Source organism: Paenibacillus sp. SEL3 (assembly GCF_054602585.1).
The window spans coordinates 969,547-987,673 of the sequence record NZ_CM137725.1; the positions used below are offsets into that span (position 1 = coordinate 969,547).

Below are 18,127 nucleotides of genomic sequence, written 5' to 3' on the forward strand. Positions count from 1 at the left end.
GCCCAATTCCATCCTAGTTTTCGTTATCCCACTCAAAATGGGCGCCACACAGCGGGATAAAGATAAATTTGCTGTGTCCCAGCTGAATCACGTCATAGGCAGCCAGCTCTGCTGGTGAATATACCGCCTCGTTATTGTGGTACGCCAAACCCGATGAATCGCCTGGCAGCAAGTAAAAGTTGCGTTTCTTCGGATCATACACAATAACCGCATGATTTCTGCGAGAAATCGTGTTGTCCCCGATAATGCGGACATGCATTTCCTCTGCGCGCCCGATAAAGTTCTTCTCCGCCATAATGCGATAGTCCTGACCCACCTGTGCTCCTTCGATGCATACCAGCCATCCAGTTACCGGATGAATCCCCACCGTCTCACCCAAATACGGCATTGTTTTGTCATTATCTCCCGCGACGTTTGTTTTCGCTGCTGGCTCCGCGCTCTTGGGTGCAGCTATATTTACTACCGTGTTGCAATAAGGACACGTATTTCCGTGCTTTCGTGTACTGAACATGTGTCCGTTCGGGCATCTTGTCAAACTCATAGTCGGTTCCTTCCCCCATTGTCATGATTGTCTTTTCAGCGATCTGAGGATTTTGCAGCATCCTCATCTATTTAACGAGCACCCTTGTATTGGCAATATATAACAAGTCACCTGAGTAAATCCGGTATGGCTCACCGCTTTCCAATTTCTTGGTTACACTTTCGTTGGCAGACCGCAAACCTGTACCATTACCGGAATCCACATCTTCCACAAACCAGTCGCTGTTCACCCGGTTGAGTACCGCATGTTCCACACTTACCAGGGAGGCATAATCTGTACCTGCCAAATCAATATCCGCCTCCGAACGTGACGTCGTTTTGCCGATTAAGAGCGACGTTTCGCCTTCGATATACCATTCTTTAATGGACTCGCCCTCTTCATCAATCAACACCAGCTTGGCAATCCGCTGACGTTGTGCCCTTGACTTGGCCACAGGTACAACGGACACCAGATTGCGCAGTATGTATACAAGCACGCCGATTCCAATACCTGTCGCGACCACGGTTTTCAAACCGCTGTAGCCTGTACGATTAAACACATAAAAGGCGATCGCCAGCATCAGCCCGAACATGGCAACATCTATGATGAAAACCCATCTGTTCTGCGCCGTTTTCACTGCTTGCTTCCCCCATTTCTATCCTGAAATCATCATTTTTTACGAATACCAAAAAATTGGTTAAACATCGCTGAGGTATCCGTCGGATCACCGGATTTTTTCGTTTTTTTCCCTGGTGAGCCTTCCTTCGTTTTCGGATGAAAACCAAAAAATTGCTCAAAATCAGTTCCTATATCAGCCGGATTGAATCCTTTGGCTGCCGTACGCGCACCGCCGGAAGATGAAGCCCCTCTCCCTCTCTCTTGCTGTTTCCCGCCAGCTCCCTCGGTTTTTCGGATGAGCTCGGCATCGTATGCCTGCCGCAATGCTTCGTCACGCAATGTATTGTAAGCCTCGTGAATCAGCTTGAACTTGCGCGTTGCTTCCTCGCTTCCCTGGTTGGTATCAGGATGATACTTTTTGGCCAGTTTACGGTAAGCCTGCTTAATCTCTGCCTCCGAAGCATCCCGGCTGACACCGAGCAGCTCATAGTAGTTAGTCATTGTGTGATGTTCCCCTCTCCGAAAAAAATAAATATTAAGAGACCCGTAGGCCTCTTAATATTTATCCACCCTGCACTTGTGTGCCGGGTGAGTGTGTGTTTAAGCTGCACTTAACGTGAAGACGTTAAGCTTAAACCGGATATCCGCCGTCGATTGTAGCCAGCTCGGTTTTGTCTTTCTTTTGTTTGATGTAGAGTGTAAATGCACCTACACCTTCTGTGTCGCCGAAATGCTCGTTGTAGTCTACAACGAAAGCATTCGGGAAGTGGATTTTACGCACAACTTGATCAGCTGCGATAACTTCCAATGTTACTTTACGGTAGCTGTCTGCTTTTTCAGCAGGAACCAGAGACCACAAAGCCAGTTTCAGCGTGTCATCCGCGCTGTCACCGTCTACGGCTGTGATGATTTTGCCGCTGATGCGCAGCGTGGAGCCTACGTCAGTGGAGCGTGCATTGGAATCGTCCGGTGTATCGGTGTCATAAATAACCGTTTGGATGTTATCCAAGCCCAGCTCAATTGTTTCTTGTCCTTCTACTTTCAATCTGAATCCCATGTGTGTTGCCTCCTTGAAATTAGGTAATATGATGGCGGAAGAAGCAGAGCTTCTTCGCGATTTATGTATAAAGGCGGTTCTAGAAAGAAACGCCTCTAACATCTTTCGTAGGACTCGGATCATGATTTGACCGAGCTGGTTCCTTTAGTGATCATGACTTCCAGGTTCTTCACATTACCATTGAAGACCAGGTCGATATGGCACATATTGCTTTTCTCATCAATAATGAAGCTCATATCGTCTCCGTCCTGAATGATCGAGTTAACAGATCCTCTGCTGCTCAGCCACTTGCTCTTCTGACTGCTCGGATTGTTACTGAAGAAACGGACGATATTCTCGTGTTTGAAGTCCCCTGTCTGGTAGCGCAAAATACGTTCAATATACGTGCTGACCAGCGTCTTGTAGATGGAGTCAAAACCGTCCTCGGACATCGCCATGCTTCTCGCCTTGTAGACGGTAATCCGGCGGATATCCTTATCCTGGATCTGTGCATTCTCGGACGAGAATACAAAGCCGAAGTTTTTACGGTTGATGGCATCCTTGATCGTGTTGGTGAAACCGGTGATTTCCTTGGCCATCGTCGTCACCGTGCGCAGACTGTTGTCTCCTGCCTCGATATCGAAGCGTACGCCAGGGAAGTTCTTATTGACCGTTTTGAACGTCTCACGCAGGTATTCAGGACACTGATAGGAAGCGACCAAGCCGGCGGCAACGTAGGCTGCACCTACATAAACGCCCTCGATCCACAGCTTGAGAATATCCTCTTTCTCCTTAGAGAGCTGTACACCATCTTCGGTCTGTAGCATTTTGCTGTCGATAATGACACCCGATTTGTCCTTCGGAATAATCGTAAAGTTCGGTACACAAGGAATTGCAAATTCGCTATATTCTCTGCGAACGAGACTAGCGCATTTATCGACATATTTATCAATGCCTGCTGTTGCCATACTGTTGAAAGTCGTTTCTTCACCGGATTCAAAATTAAAGAACATTTGAATTTTGTAATCCTTCACGACTTGCAGCAGCATCGAGAGCGATTCCATAGAATTTCCGCCCTGCTTAACGACCTTCTCGTTGCCCTTGAAGCGCTCACGTGAAACCTTTACCTTACCGGCTGCTTCCAGCTCGACGGATGGAACGATACCGAACCAGATCGTGTCGCTGAATTCATTCTTAGCATTCACAGTGTTCAGGTACGTTTCTAGGCGCGGAATATTGCTACTTTTTACCAGCATGTCCAGCTTGTTGTTCGCCACCAGCATTGTCGGCAGCATGCCTTTGCTCTTCGTTGCATATTGATCGAAGAACATTTTGACACCGAGAATTTTTTCCACAAGCGGCTTAACCGCCTTTACGAAATCGTCCTTGGCATTTTTATAGAACTCCAGATACGTGTTGTAGTTCTGAACCTCAACTGCTGTATCCACCTTGGTCTGAACAGCTGGCAGTGGCACAAACGTGCGAACTACCAAATCCTTCACATAATCAGAAGGCGTATCTGTGATAGAGTTATAATCTTCTTCGAATACTTGAGAGAGATCGCCAGTGCTGTTCTCATCCAACAACATCAGCTCAGTGCTGTCGCTCTTCGGCGCTTCAATAATTTTCAGTTCGCCGCTTTCCCCAATGGAGAGCATGCCCACCTGGATCAGTTCACCGGAGTTTTCCTCTTGCGCGCCACCGAGCAGAAGGCGGGTTTTGATGTCCTCAATTGCCAGTGGAAGCATAGCCATAACGTTGTTGTAGTTTTGACTCGCTTCCTCGAACATGCCATTCAGCTTGTCCCCCATGTCGAGTTTCTTCGGGTCACCATCATCCAGCTTGTCGTATTCACCGTACATATAGTGAATTTCTTTGCGGACTTGGCGAATATCATCCATGACCTTTTTCGGTGAAATCATATCCAGCAGATTTTCAAATTTGAAATCTACATTAGTGATTCCTTGACTCCGCTTGGTATCGATGAGCGTAAACAACATTTTCAGAAAGTCATTACTTTGATTTACACGAATTTCAGAAATGCTATCCTCATCAATTCCTTCTGGCTTTTTAAGGGTGTAGACGACTTTTTGATTGGCCGCGTTAAAAAACGAATACACGGTCGGCGAAAACTTATCCAAAAATTCGTCAAAGCTGCGCACCAGAAGGTGCTGATTAATTTCCTTGATCTTCTCATCGCTCAAGCTGTCAATACCCTTCACATCACCTACAATGGTGATCAGGTCCAGCTTTTCCGGGTTAATCTCTTCAAAAAGCATTGTCCGGTTGGTTTGATAAATGATTTCCATCGCTGTCGGCAAATGAATAAAGTATGAGTTATAGGTCCATTGCTCCATATACGGACACGGGATGTCCAATTTGAAACGGACGAATACTCATTTTTAGTTCTTTTGCCTCCTCCCCCCTACTTAACATTTAAATTCGTCAAAGGATTGAGCTTATACCACATTTACGGTACAGGCATGTAACCTCGAAAATCGGTCCGAAGCGTTATTCGGCTTTTAACGGCAAAGCATGCAAATGAGATGTATTTCTAAAATCACAAAGTCAGATAACACAGAAATTTTAAATTTATGATTTCGTATTCCTAACTTCAATCCCAATTTTTGCCGTTGATACGAGAGCTATCATACAAAGCATTCTTCAGTTTTGTCAATTTCTGTAGTCTCAGATTGAAACAGGGCATTTTGACTCATTTTATGCGTGAATACGTAATTTTCATGATATGTTAGACCTGTTTCTTCAGGGAAATATTCACAAATGGAACTCAATTACCGATAGAAGTCCATTGGATATTTCTGATAAGCGTAAAAGAATCAAATTCATGGCTAATGTGAGGTTTATCAGCTGTTTTGATCCTTTATCCCTTATATCCCAAGGATTAGGAGAGTTGATCCCCCATGTTGGCCTCGGCGATGGAGGAGCTTATGTTCAGAATAAGGAAACTAGGAATTACCGTTTTCATGACTTTTGTACTATTTTTACAAATAGGCTTAAATGGGGGCATTTGCACTGTAAATCAGGCTAATGCAGCATCTTTAGGTGCTGTCCCGATCGAGGGTTATGATGCCGTTTTTGTATTGGATACCAGTTATTCCATGAGGGATACCGATCCTGAGGGCATTGCCGCGGAAGTCATCAATATGTTTATGGATTTGAGTGATGCAGACCGCACACGCGTCGGATTCGTTGCCTACAATCATCACGTGGTCGCCTCGAAACCACTCACTTCGATTGCCGTGGCAGCGCAAAAATCCCAGATCCAGCAGGAAATCAGAACACTTAACCGTTCCGGTTATACGGATTTGGGACTTGGGTTGCGCAAAGGCTCAGAGCTTCTAGCGGCAGGAGCATCCCAAGGGCGTCAGCCTTTTATGATTCTATTGTCAGATGGAGAGACTGATTTTGGTGCCTCCTCTGGTTCCCGATCCAAAGGTGACTCCAATAACGATGTATCCTCTGTCATCAAATCTGCACAGACCAAAGGATATCCGGTGTACACGATTGGTCTGAACCATGATGGCACAGTGAACCGACAAGAACTCGAACGGATCGCTTCTCAAACGGGTGGAGCTTCTTTTATTACGAGTAGTGCCGAGGATCTGCCGGAAATTCTGAACCGTATTTTCGCCAGTCAAATTCGCTCCAAGCTCGTTCCAATTGCTGCAATTACGACCACTGGCGAGATGCAGGAATTAACTGTAACTCTACCTGATTCCAGTATGGAGGAAGCCAATCTGGTGCTTTTGTCGGAGCATCCCCTTCTGGAAACACAGCTATATTCCAATTCAGAAAATGTCCGCAGGTACAAGTCGAGCCGATATGCGATTTTAAAAATCGAGCATCCACAGGCAGGCAAAGTGAAGTTGAAACTACGGGGCATACGCGGGGATTTGGTGAAAATCAATTTACTTGGCAGCTACCGACTGGAAGCCGAAGCAACCATAGGAGGAAAGCAAGCATCGGCAACTCATGGCGACAAGCCTGTGCAGTTGCTGAAAGGTCAAGCCACACCGTTTCAAGCTCAGCTCCTGTTACCCGACAGTCAAAAGCTTACGGATGAAGCCGTATATACGTCTCTCCAAGCCCATATTATTGTTACTCCAAAGGGGGGCACAGCCAAAAAGGTGCCTATGACCTATAAGTCAGGAGCCTTCCATACCGAATATGCGTTCCCTCAAACCGGGGATTATACATGGCAGCTATCTCTGGATAGTCCGCAATGGTACCGTAAGGGAACTGTACATAAAGTTCACGCGGCCAATGCAGCGCCACAGGTCTTAAAAGACCTGACGATTCACCTGGTGAAAGAAGACGGTGATTCCCGTCGAAGTGTATCGGATTTTATTGTTGACCCGAATCATGACAAGCTGAACTATAAGTTGGATTCAGAAGCCTCTGGGGATGCGATCCATGCTGAGATTAACGGTAATGATCTGCTGCTATCCGAGCTCCGCACAGGTGACTCTCAGCTAAAGATTACTGCCACCGATCCGGAAGGAGCATCCAGCAGCGCTACATTAACGCTTACCGTACAATCTCGGTATACAGCCATTAAATGGACAGTAGCCATCAGTATCGTGGTAGCCGCTCTTCTGTATTGGTTCTTGCGGCCGAAGCCGCAGTTTGCCGGAAGAATCGAAGGATATTTTCTCGCTACAGCAAGTGGGCAGGAGATTCCGGTAAAATCCTGGCCGCTCACCTCCTTTCCGGGTCGTAAGGTCAGCTTGCAGGAGTTGTTCCGTACGCTTGACGTTCACGAACCGTTGCCAGAAGCGGAACGGATCCTATTTTCCGCAGGTAAAAAAGGGAGCCTGATCGTGAAACATGATACACGCTGTGCCTTACAGCATGGAAAGATCAGATTAGCTCGCAACAAAAAAGCGGTCATGGAGTACAGTGACAAACTGTACATTACATTCGAGGATGGTGTCACTGAAATCGAGCTGCGATACAAAGCGATTAAACCAAATACTTCAGTGTACACCGACCATATCCAAGCTCCGACAGGATAATGTCGGTCACAACGTAAAAAAAGAGAAGCGCCGTCTCTTACGATTAACGAACCGTAAGAGTAGGGCGCTTCCCTTTTTTTATCCAATATTCCGCACGTAGTGCGGCTTTAAACCATCGAAGTGAGCGGCAGCGCTTGTTAGCCTGTACCTCCAGACCACGCCGAATGACATACGGCAGCAGAGAAAGTCCCGCATTTTCAATCTGAATCCGCTCAGCATGATCTGCAAATAATCGGCCTGGCACATCTGGCGGAGGTGTTCCTTTTCGGCAATAGTACAACGTGGCGGCCAAACTATAGATATCAGACACAGGCCCCTGCTGCGAACGATTAGAGTAAAATTCCAGCGGAGAATAGCCCGCTGTGGTGAAAATCGGATGCTCTTTGCCTTCAAAATGCACAGCCGAACCAAAATCAATCAGCTTGACGTTGCCATTTTCCCCAATCATAATGTTGCCCGGCTTAATATCCCGATGAATAATTCCTTTGTCATGAATGTACTCCATGGCATCAATTAAAGGTAGCAGCGTATGGTACAAAAAAGTGGGGTCATACGTTGGCGCAGCCTCTTCTTTCATCATTCGATCCAAGGTCTTGCCTGCACAGTATTCCATGACCAGATAAGCAGTTCCATTTTCCTCAAAGTGATCTATATAACCGACAATTCCCGGATGACTTAACTCCTTCAACATTTGCCCTTCACGCAAAAAATAATGCATAAACTCCACATATTTGGATTGCATCGAAGCACCGCAAGTGACCGTTTTTCGATCCATCCCCCGCAAAGCCAGTGCATTCGGAAAAAATTCCTTCACAATGACTTTTTCTCGGTTGTCCAACAGCCTTGCCGTATACACGATGGCCAGCTCACTGCGGGACAAGGCGCTTCGAATTTGATATGTATTTCGCAGCTTCGTATTGCGGGCAAGCAGATTCCCGCTTGTATCCACGATCATGACTCGTCCTCCTGTCAGGTTCTTAGCTTATGTCTTTTGTATATATCGGCTTATTACATATCTTTTTATTATACCGTAAAATAGATTATTGGAAAAACAAATAACCTGCCATAATCTCCCTTAGAGAAATGATGACAGGTCTTTTGGCATTCATCTGGTTCTTTTTTCTCAAATCATTTAACCCAGTTTCGTTCCAGGCTTCATGCTGCGCACACTGTTCGTATTTTTCTTCCGTTCACTACGCAGTTTGCCTTTACCTTGTTCTGGAGTGCGAATGGTAAGGGCAATCAGGAACGATACGACGCACAGCACAGCAATTGTGGTAAAGGTCGGGATGAATCCGCCGAGCAAGGCTGCGATAAATGACCCCGCCAGCGCACCAAGGCCAAAGCCTTGATACACAATACCATAGTTTTTACTTTGATTTTTCAGTCCAAAGAAATCAGCTACGATGGCAGGAAAGACTGTAATGTTGCCGCCGAAGCAAAAAGCAATTCCTGCTACACAGGCAAAGAACAAACCATAATTCAGCGGTACCAAACTTAACACTGTAACTGCAGCCGCCGTTGCCAGCAACGCACCCGCTACTACTTTCAAACGACCTACTTTATCCGATAGCGCACCTAAAATGATCCGACCCGCCGTGTTGAAAATGGCGACCATAGCGACCGCATTAGCGGCTGTTGCTACATCCAGACCGGCCATCCGTACGCCGATATCTTTGACGACTCCAATCAGGTAGAGACCACTCATACAAGCGGTAAAGAACATGACGAACAGCAGGTATGCCTGCTTGGTGCGCAACATTTCTTTAACGGTGTAGTCCCGCTGTACGACCCCATTTTGTACCGAAGGCTTGTTCACGACTACAGCTTCTCTTACCAGGAAAGAACCACCCACAATCATGATCAGCACGATCATTCCCCAATATAAGAACGCTTGCGATACACCAACGGACTGAATCAACGAACCATTAATATACTTGAATATAAGACTGCCTGTTCCATATGCCCCAACCGAAATACCGGAAATAAGTCCTTTTTTCTCAGGAAACCATTTAATCAGATTAGAAAGTGATGTAATATATGCCGTTCCATCCGCAAAACCTACGACAATACCCGCCAAAATGTAAAGCAGGGATAACGAAGTTACCTGTGAACTGAGCATGAGCCCTGCTCCTAACACGACACCTGCACACAAAATCAAACGACGTAGTCCCCATTTATCCTGTAGTTTGCCTGCGAATAAGGTAGCAAACGCCAGTGCAAAACTGGTAATTGAAAATGTAATGGCAACCGAACTGAGGTTCCAGCCAAAGCGGTCCACCAACGGTTGATTAAATAAACTCCATGTGTAAATGGTTCCTAATCCCATCTGGACAATGATTGTTCCAAGTACGACAAGCCAACGATTTCCGCTGTTTGTTTTCATTTCAATCTCCTCTTTTCATTCCGGCTCTACAGCGTCAATTTGTGATTATGATAACCGGGAATCCAGTATACTTTGCGCCTGAGGAGGAGCAAGTCTGTAAGGATTCTCTCTACACGGGTTATTATAACCCTGCATGTCAGCCAGAAATCGTTTGAGGAATGAAATGCACATATAGCGGAATGAAATGCCTTTAAAGTCGCATAATTTGCCGAAATTCCTTGGCCTTGCTACGGCTTACTGGAATTTCAGCCTCTAGTCCACGCAAACGCAGGAGATACGTATGATTAAACCAAGGTACAATTTCACGGATCTGCGACAGATTAACTGTGTACGATCGGTGACAGCGGAAAAAGTCCTGCTGCGGCAACCGGCTATGAAATTCTGAAATGCTCATCGGCATCGTATATTCTTCGTGCCTAGTAAAGACACGGGTCACCTTTTCCTGCGCACACGCATAGTAAATATCGTTCGCATCCGTTACGATGATTTTGTCATTTTTCAGCAGATTAATACGACCTGGCGCAGCAACGGTGCTGGCTTCAGCAGCTCGGGGTTGCGCCGTCTGGACAGGCTCCTGTATTGGAACGTTCTGCTGCTCATAAGCATTTTCCAGCTTACGCAGCATAGATGCGATCCGTTTTTCATCATAGGGTTTGAGGATGTAGTCGAACGCCTCCAGTTCAAAAGCCTGCGCCGCATGTTCTTTATAGGCGGTCGTAAAAATAATATAGGGCTTTTTGGCAAATTTGCTAATGTTCTGTGCCAGCAGCATCCCGTCCAATGAAGGAATATTAATGTCCAGAAAGATCGCATCCGTCTCCTGATCTTGCAGAAACCGAAACACATCTAGCCCATCCTCGAAACTATCGGTCACCTCAATGTTGCTATGAGTCTGAATAAGATACTCCAGCTCTTCACGCGCCGGAAGTTCGTCTTCTACAATTATGGCCTTCATGACTTCTCCTTTGGTATGTCAAAATAAACTTCGGTGCCCGGCTCATGCTTCAGAATAATAACTCCTTCGCCGTACATAAGCTTGAGTCGTCTGTGCACATTGTACAAGCCGATCTGTTTAGCCGGAACCCGATCATGATACAGGTTATCCACAACATCATCGCGTATACCCACCCCGGTATCTGCCACAGAAATACGCACCTTTTCTCCACGATCCTTTACAGAAATGGTTACTGTACCTGCCCCCTTTTTCTTGAGGATTCCATGATTAATCGCATTCTCAACCAGGGGCTGGATAATAAGGCTTGGAATACGCACAGACACCTCATCCATTACATACTCTACCTGAAGCCGGTTGCCGAAGCGTGCTTTTTCAATTTCTACGTAATCAGACACCTGCTGAAGCTCCTTATGAATTTCAATCAAATCATCATTCAGCTCCAAATTATAGCGCAGATAACCCGATAAATTAATGATCAGCTCTCGGGCCTTATCCGGCTTGGTGCGTGTCGTCGAGGCAATGGCGTTCAACGCGTTGAACAGAAAATGAGGATTGATCTTAGTCTGGAGTGCCTTTAACTCGGCCTTATTCGCCGCTTCCTTAATTTGCTCCACACGCGATACTTCCATTAACGTGGAAATGATTTGAGACAAGCCAATCGCCATCGTCTGCAACGGATACGTGATTTTATAAGCTTTGCGATAATAAATCTTCAACGTTCCGGTTACTTCTCCCCGCTCCTCTAACGGGATAATGAGCAGGGACTGGATTTGGGGTGTTTTATCGTCTGCAATATGATTGCGGATCGTGATTTTACCGCTGCGGATCGTCGATTTAGTCACATCGCTAATGATCTCATCTCCGATGTGATAACGCTCTTCGCCAAAACCGACATAGGCCAGCACATCTCTGGTATCCGTAATCGCCACCGCGTCTGCCTTGATGTCTTCTTTTATGATCGAGCAAATCGTATGCAAGGATTCGGCATTAATGGAGCGAAAATAAGGTAACGTCTTATTGGCAATATCCAGTGCCAGCTTGGCCTGTCTGGCCGCGATATTCTCCTTTTCCCCCTCCACACTCTGGATCAACAGAACGATTAAACCGATACTGACTTCTCCGATAATCATCGGTAGACCAATCTTGGAAACGATGTCCACTCCAAGGCTATGGGGTTGTGCCATCACCATAATGAGCAGCATCGTCAACGCTTCGCAGACCATACCTGCGGCGATACCGACCAGCCATCTCTTGGAACGATTGACCCGGCGGCCGATGTATCCTGACACCACACCTGCCAGAATACTCGTAATCAGACACGGAATCGAGGTCACTCCCCCGATATCAATCAGATAACGATGGATACCCGATATAATACCTGTAACGATCCCAACCCAGGGTCCAAACAAAATACCGCCTGCCATAATTGCTATGATTCGAACGTTAACAAGCGAACCTTCAACTTCAATCCCGGTGTAGGTGCCGAACAGTGCAAACATGCAAAAAATCAATGTTAGTATGGCCAGCTCTGCCGGAGAATGACTGTTCTTTTGCAAGGTTTCCTTAAATCGGGGGATACGTGTAATAAAAAATAAACAAATCAGTAACAACGCTGCGCGCTCAAATAGCTGCATCAGCATTTCCAACAAGGCGTTCACCTGCGTTCCTCCCAAATAAAAACGAATATGCTTATGTTATCGTGTACGTCGTTCATACACACCATACCCAAGTATCATCAAGCCACATACGAATAAAATAATAACAAATATATTGTCAACAAAACTCGGCATATCAGGTTCTGACATAGAAATGCCCGAACTATTCAATTTAACAGGTACGGAATTCGCAGCCCATTGAATGACTGCTATAAAGCGCTCCATCGTATATATCACTCCGCTACCCAATAGGCTCAACACGCCGAATAACAAATATTTAAGCTCCATAAGAATTTATCCCCCCTTAGTTACAAAGCATTTAAACTGCCACAAATTATACCATCAACTTCCATCTAATTATAGCTTCTAGAAATCGCCTCTTCTTCATTTCCCTTCTTCAAACGCAGAAAAAAACCGGAGAGTACCGCTTGATAGCGATACTCCCCGGCTCTCTAGTCCGATGAAGAAGCTTGTCGGTTATTTGCTTTTGCTGATTTCGGTAGGACTGTTGTACTCCTTCTGATCATGTACCAGTTCTTTTAATTGGATAATCAACGCCTCTAGCTCACTAAACCCGGTCACCATATTGGAGGTTATATTTCGTTGTTCCTCTACTCCAGCCAAAATTTGTTCTGATGCTGCACTCGCCTGTTCCGTTACACTTGAAAATTCCGTCATCTCTTGAACAACCTGAGATGAATACTGCTGCATGCTATTCGTACTGTTTTCCACATCCACGGCCTGCATCAGCACTTTATTGGCGTTTTGCAGGATGTCTTCCAGTACAATTTCGGTCGAATGTGCCGATTCCATACTTTGCTGTAGCCTGTGCTGTCCCATGTCAAATTGGCTTACGACAGAATCCATCTGAGTTCTCAATTGAGTCAAAATAGCTTCCATCGCCACCGAGGTGTTCCCTACCATTTCAGCCAAATTACGCACTTCGCCAGCTACGATGGCAAATCCTTTTCCATGCTCTCCCGCTCTGGCGGCCTCAATGGATGCATTCAAGGACAGCAAATTAGTTTGTTTCGAGATTTGAGTAATATCTTTAAGCATGGCAGACATGTTATCACTTTGTACTCTAAACTCGTCCAGTTCTTCTTTGGTACGGCTCATGACTTGACCCAAATCCTTAATTTGAGACGTCAATGCAAGCAGTTGACTGCTCCCTCTGTCCCCGGCATTTTTCGTATCTTCGGAAAGCTGCTTCAGTTCTCGGGAATGATCAGCTACCTCTCGCACGTGCTGGTCAGATTGAGCCAAGTTATCCGTAACCTCGGTGATATTCGAAGCTTGCATTTCTACCCCTTTGGCAACCTCCTGAAATCCGAAAGCGACTTCATTTGTCACGCTGCCCGTCGCATCTACTTGATTCCTGAATCGTTCTGTAAAGCTATGCAATCCAGCCACTGCTTGTCTAACTTGCTCAAACAGAAATTCAATTCGTTGCCTTGTAACATCGATATCTTTATTTTGCTCTTCACTTTTCTTAAACTGCTTTTGATTTAACACCGATACCACTAACAGTAGTAAACCAATGAGTAAAACAATAATAAACTCATGCACATAACGCAAAGAACCGGTAGCCGGGGGAATTGGGGGCGTACCGATTGTTATTTGCACAAATATATTACAGAGATTTAAGGTCATAGCTACCAGAAAATACCGGTAAGACGGATACAGCAAAAACAAAGAGCAAATTAATATGGTGGTCCCTACCTCGACGTTAGATAAGTTCAAAAATATACACATTAATACGCTAAAAAACGTAGTAATCCACGGAATAAGGCGGATTCCTTTCTTTTTCACATTCAGGATCGTTAAAACTGCCGCGACTACAAATCCTACACCATTAGATACCCACATCGAGGGATTAGATAATGCCGGGACGATGCCGCTCAAGGCCATAATCCAAAAAATAATGATCACCAATTTGTTTCTTTGCCACAACAATTCACTCGTTCTGTCCATGATTGTGTACGCGCTCCTTAGAATATATATTAGGTATTTATAAAATAAAAATGTAAATACCATACTTTATATATCGTCATATCAGAACACGTAGTGAATGAAAATCATGCAAACACTCCACATTCCCTTTAATCGTCAAATTACAACAGGACAACTCTTAAAGGGAAAGAGTAGTAATTGTAAATAAATGAATGCAAAGAATCGCCCCCCTGACAGGGAACGATTTTGAATTCATTTTTGATGATCTTTGCAATTGGAAAAGGTTCATGTATTCACTGATAATATTAGGATTCCTTGTTTTCAGAAGCCTCTTCAGCGCCTTCGGTTGCCGCTGCATCACCTTCCACAGCAGCATTCTCTACTTCAACTGCACGTGGAACGATAATAGAAGCAAGCAGTTCTTCTTCAGGGACGTGCAGTGTTACTCCTTTAGGGAGTTTCAAGTCGCTAGCGCTCAGCTTGTCGCCAACATCCAGCGCGGATACATCCACCTCAATGGTAGATGGCAAATCAGCCGGAAGACCTTCGACCTCAACTTCCGTTTCCTGAACTTGCAGAATACCGCCTGTTTTTGTACCTGCAGGTGTACCCTGATAATCAATAGAAACACGCACGCGAAGCGGTTTGTTTTTGGAGATTTTCAGAAAGTCGGCATGCAACCATTGGTTATCACGCTGTTGATAATCTTTAATAATAACTGGAATGGTTTCTCCACCCTCTACTGTGAGGTTAAACACCTCTGAACGTCCGGTTTTGACTACTTTATTAAATTCCTTGGCATCGACATGTACAGGGGTTCCTTCAAGCTCAGAGCCGTAAACCACAGCTGGAATCCGTCCTTTTAACCTCAATCCACGAATGGCCGAACCCTTCTTCTCTGTTCTCGGCTGGGCGGTCAGTTGAATACTTCCTCCATTAGAACTCATGATATACAACCTCCTTCAGGTTACCTTACAAATGATTTTCCTCCAAGAATCTTGCCTGTTTACCAGTCGTACTACAGGATGTAAGCCAGCTAGCTGGCAAAACTAAACAAGTCCATAATTCTATTTTACCCCTTTTTTCTGAAACTGACACACGTTTGCATAAAAAAATAGCATTTCTCGAAATGATCGAAAAATGCTATTTTTGTGTATATACGCAACCAAGCACGCAAGTCTAACCGGCCCGATTATCATTTACCAGTAACAAATATTCTTCTCTGCCACTATGAATCAGTACCTGCATCACAGACTGGTTCTGGTCTATATCAATATATCGATCTGCCTCAACATCCTTGGCATCCCAGTGATTAAGCCGGACAATGTAGCCAATTCGCTGTATATCAGGAGCCACCTGAATACGCGCTATTGCACGACCGTCATCCAAATCCCGAAATTCGACATGTCCGTCGCGATGCCCAGTTCCCCATACCCATACGTTCCAGCCAGTGTATTGCCGATCCGTACGCTCGTAGATCAGTTCAATCGTACGAAATGGAGCGACTTCATTATCGTTTCCAAGCTGCACATCTGTCAAAGCCATGGCTGTACCTGCAATTTCTTGATCTGTTCCCTCATCCGAGTCTTCCAATTCGTTCTCCGCCTGACGATTAGCCTGATCTTGTTCAGTCAAAAAGGAGACTCGTGCAGGTTCTTCCTGATCATATAACACCATCATTGACCAGCGCGATACAGTTACACGATGGCCTACGACTTCATACCGTGTCTCATTACCAGCCCCGTGTGCGTCCACGACCACATGCCAACGATCCGATTCCGCAGGCAATACTATCGTCTGCTCCGTATCCGAGCCGTTATAAATCACCACAATATGATTCCAGGCATCGCCGTTAGCATGGTGCCTCAAAGCAAAGGCCACCACATGCCCACTGCTTTGCAGCACTTCCATGTGCTGCTCCACCAGCTCACGTTGGTCCATTCGGAATGCTGGGTGGCTGCGTCGCAAAGCAATTAAGCCTTGGTAGTAATCAAACACGGGGCGAAACCTCGCCTTGTTATCCCAATGAATGGCATTGACCACATCTGAGCTCCGGTAACTATTGTGGTCTCCATATTTGGAGCGCAACAGTTCATCCCCTGCATGAATAAAAGGAATACCTTGAGATGTGAGTACCATGCCGTTGGCCAACAGGGACTTGCGCACGGTTTCGTCCTCTAGCAGGTTATTTTCATCCAGTTCCCCATACGGATCTGCTTCGGCAACAGCATGTTCAGGTGTCCTCCCATCCTGTGGCTTCCCCTGCTCCCATTGTGGAAAACGACAGTGCTCCCGCAAATGTCTTACCGTCAAAATTTTATCCCACAGATTGAGATTATCGTGGGCAGTTACATAATTGACGGTCTCCGATGGCTGAGCTGTGAAATCATGAATAGCCCCAAAAGCACCTTTGAGCACCTGCTCCTCCTGATGTTCTGCCCCCGTGGCAAACCCGCTTCCAGTACCGTCGCTATCCCCCTTAATAGCAGAACGGTAGTTGTCGTTAAAAACAGCAAAGCCTTTGTCCCGTTGTGTTCCTTTTAGCGTAAGCAAGGGTTGTGGAGATTCTCCTCCCGTCCAAGGCTCACCATAGATCAGCAGATCTGGACGCACTTCAGAGCGAAGTTCTTGCGTAAGCTGCACCACGGTTGGTGTATCAATCAGACCCAACAGATCAAATCGAAAGCCGTCTATATGATATTCCTCTGCCCAATAGCGTAGTGAATCCTTGATATACTTGCGCACCATCGGACGTTCGGTTGCCACCTCATTGCCTACACCTGATCCATTGGTGAGCTGCCCTTGTTCATCCGTGCGGTAATAATATCCAGGTACAACAGGCTCAAATGGCCCCTGTTCCACCGAATACGTATGGTTGTATACAACGTCCATAATGACACCGATGCCGGCAGAATGCAAAGACTGTACCAGCAGTTTCAGCTCTCGTATACGTGCCTCCGGATCAGCCGGATTGGAAGAATAAGACCCCTCCGGCACATTATAATGCTGGGGATCATAGCCCCAGTTATATTCAGTATCTAATTCCGCAAAGTCATTCACCGTATGAAAATCAGCTACTGGAAGCAAATGAACATGTGTAATGCCCAGTTCCAGCAGATGATCCAGCCCGATACTGTTCCCCTCAGGATCCTTCAATCCCGTATACGTAAAGGCCTCAAACCGTCCCTGAGCAGCAGATAAGCCTTTTTTCCCTGTATTAAAATAGGTATCCATCGAAAAATCACGCACATGAACCTCATAGAGAATGGCATCCGTCGGCCGCTTAAGGGTAGGCCCCGCATCCAATTCCCATCCATCCGGGTTGGTTTGAGCCAAATCAATGATCGCTGTACGTTGCCCGTTGGCTGATACCGCTGTGGCATATGGATCGGCAGCATAATGAACAGTGTTGTCCGCCCACTCCAGCCTGTACATGTAATAATATTTGTTCCAGTCACCTTCCAGCTCTATAGACCATACCCCTTGATCATCACGGATCATGAGAAATTCCTGACCCCCGCCGTGCTCCTGAACGTTCCCCTCCTGATCGTACGCCCCCGCATCGCTATACAACGCTATATGGACCTGCTTCGCAGTCGGGGCCCATACCTTGAACTTGCTGCCCGCAGGCGTATAAGTAAGACCCAAATCATAGCCTTCATATATGGGATATTTTGTGTGCTCAAGCTCTTTAAGCTGATTGAAATCTGACATTTCTGTTCACCACCCATTTCTGTACATCGGCTTACAGCCTCTGTTCATCCATCATTTATGATGTTTATGACTTGTCAATATACCTCAGGATTTGCAAAATCCTCACCTCATAGGCTATCAAAATAAGACAAGCTTGAAAAGCTGGATGATTTAAATAAGGATGACGCTCCCATTTCAACACGCACACTCCATTTTATGACAAAACGATGAACAGGCTACAGCTTTCGCCTTCAAAGCATCACATTTATTTCCCA

The 18,127-nt window shown here is 45.8% G+C and carries 14 protein-coding genes; 1 reads left to right on the forward strand and 13 read right to left on the reverse strand.

Annotated elements, in window-relative coordinates; genetic code table 11:
* Positions 1-13: 13 nt before the first annotated feature.
* The 5 genes from ACYCS5_RS04630 to ACYCS5_RS04650 form a co-directional block, all read right to left on the reverse strand.
* Positions 14-541 (reverse strand): FHA domain-containing protein, encoded by a 528-nt coding sequence (locus tag ACYCS5_RS04630; RefSeq protein ID WP_028542470.1) that lies wholly within the window; start codon positions 539-541, stop codon positions 14-16.
* Positions 542-608: 67 nt separating this feature from the next.
* Positions 609-1,157: an FHA domain-containing protein gene (locus tag ACYCS5_RS04635; RefSeq protein ID WP_029515681.1), complete on the reverse strand. Its 549-nt coding sequence runs from the start codon at positions 1,155-1,157 to the stop codon at positions 609-611.
* A gap of 32 nt (positions 1,158-1,189) precedes the next feature.
* Positions 1,190-1,639, reverse strand: coding sequence for a J domain-containing protein (locus ACYCS5_RS04640; RefSeq protein WP_029515682.1), 450 nt, complete (start codon positions 1,637-1,639; stop codon positions 1,190-1,192).
* A 130-nt stretch (positions 1,640-1,769) separates the two neighbouring features.
* Positions 1,770-2,195, reverse strand: coding sequence for a hypothetical protein (locus tag ACYCS5_RS04645; RefSeq protein WP_013311475.1), 426 nt, complete (start codon positions 2,193-2,195; stop codon positions 1,770-1,772).
* 119 nt (positions 2,196-2,314) lie between these two features.
* Entirely contained in the window at positions 2,315-4,483 is a 2,169-nt protein-coding gene (locus tag ACYCS5_RS04650; protein ID WP_023989860.1) for a hypothetical protein, read from the reverse strand.
* Between the two features lie 627 nt (positions 4,484-5,110).
* Between ACYCS5_RS04650 and ACYCS5_RS04655 the strand changes: the two genes are divergently transcribed.
* A complete protein-coding gene (locus tag ACYCS5_RS04655; RefSeq protein ID WP_459761299.1) occupies positions 5,111-7,210 on the forward strand; it encodes a vWA domain-containing protein in 2,100 nt (699 codons plus the stop codon).
* 43 nt (positions 7,211-7,253) lie between these two features.
* Here ACYCS5_RS04655 and ACYCS5_RS04660 read toward each other — a convergent pair whose 3' ends face one another.
* From ACYCS5_RS04660 to pulA, 8 genes are all read right to left on the reverse strand, one after another.
* On the reverse strand, positions 7,254-8,165 hold the full coding sequence (locus ACYCS5_RS04660) for a serine/threonine protein kinase (RefSeq protein ID WP_029515684.1): 912 nt from the start codon (positions 8,163-8,165) through the stop codon (positions 7,254-7,256).
* A gap of 177 nt (positions 8,166-8,342) precedes the next feature.
* Complete coding sequence (locus ACYCS5_RS04665) at positions 8,343-9,596, reverse strand: L-lactate MFS transporter (protein WP_069012491.1); 1,254 nt, start codon at positions 9,594-9,596, stop codon at positions 8,343-8,345.
* Positions 9,597-9,786: 190 nt separating this feature from the next.
* Entirely contained in the window at positions 9,787-10,551 is a 765-nt protein-coding gene (locus ACYCS5_RS04670) for a LytR/AlgR family response regulator transcription factor (RefSeq protein WP_029515686.1), read from the reverse strand.
* A complete protein-coding gene (locus ACYCS5_RS04675; RefSeq protein ID WP_176715758.1) occupies positions 10,548-12,209 on the reverse strand; it encodes a sensor histidine kinase in 1,662 nt (553 codons plus the stop codon). The genes ACYCS5_RS04670 and ACYCS5_RS04675 overlap by 4 nt, the downstream gene beginning before the upstream one ends.
* A 36-nt stretch (positions 12,210-12,245) precedes the next feature.
* Positions 12,246-12,494: a hypothetical protein gene (locus tag ACYCS5_RS04680; protein ID WP_029515688.1), complete on the reverse strand. Its 249-nt coding sequence runs from the start codon at positions 12,492-12,494 to the stop codon at positions 12,246-12,248.
* 189 nt (positions 12,495-12,683) lie between these two features.
* The gene (locus tag ACYCS5_RS04685; protein WP_459760891.1) at positions 12,684-14,180 is read right to left on the reverse strand and encodes a methyl-accepting chemotaxis protein; all 1,497 of its coding nucleotides are present in this window, start codon (positions 14,178-14,180) and stop codon (positions 12,684-12,686) included.
* A gap of 284 nt (positions 14,181-14,464) precedes the next feature.
* Positions 14,465-15,106, reverse strand: coding sequence for a 50S ribosomal protein L25 (locus ACYCS5_RS04690; RefSeq protein ID WP_029515690.1), 642 nt, complete (start codon positions 15,104-15,106; stop codon positions 14,465-14,467).
* Positions 15,107-15,338: 232 nt separating this feature from the next.
* Positions 15,339-17,873 (reverse strand): type I pullulanase, encoded by a 2,535-nt coding sequence (pulA, locus tag ACYCS5_RS04695; protein ID WP_459760892.1) that lies wholly within the window; start codon positions 17,871-17,873, stop codon positions 15,339-15,341.
* Positions 17,874-18,127: the final 254 nt, after the last annotated feature.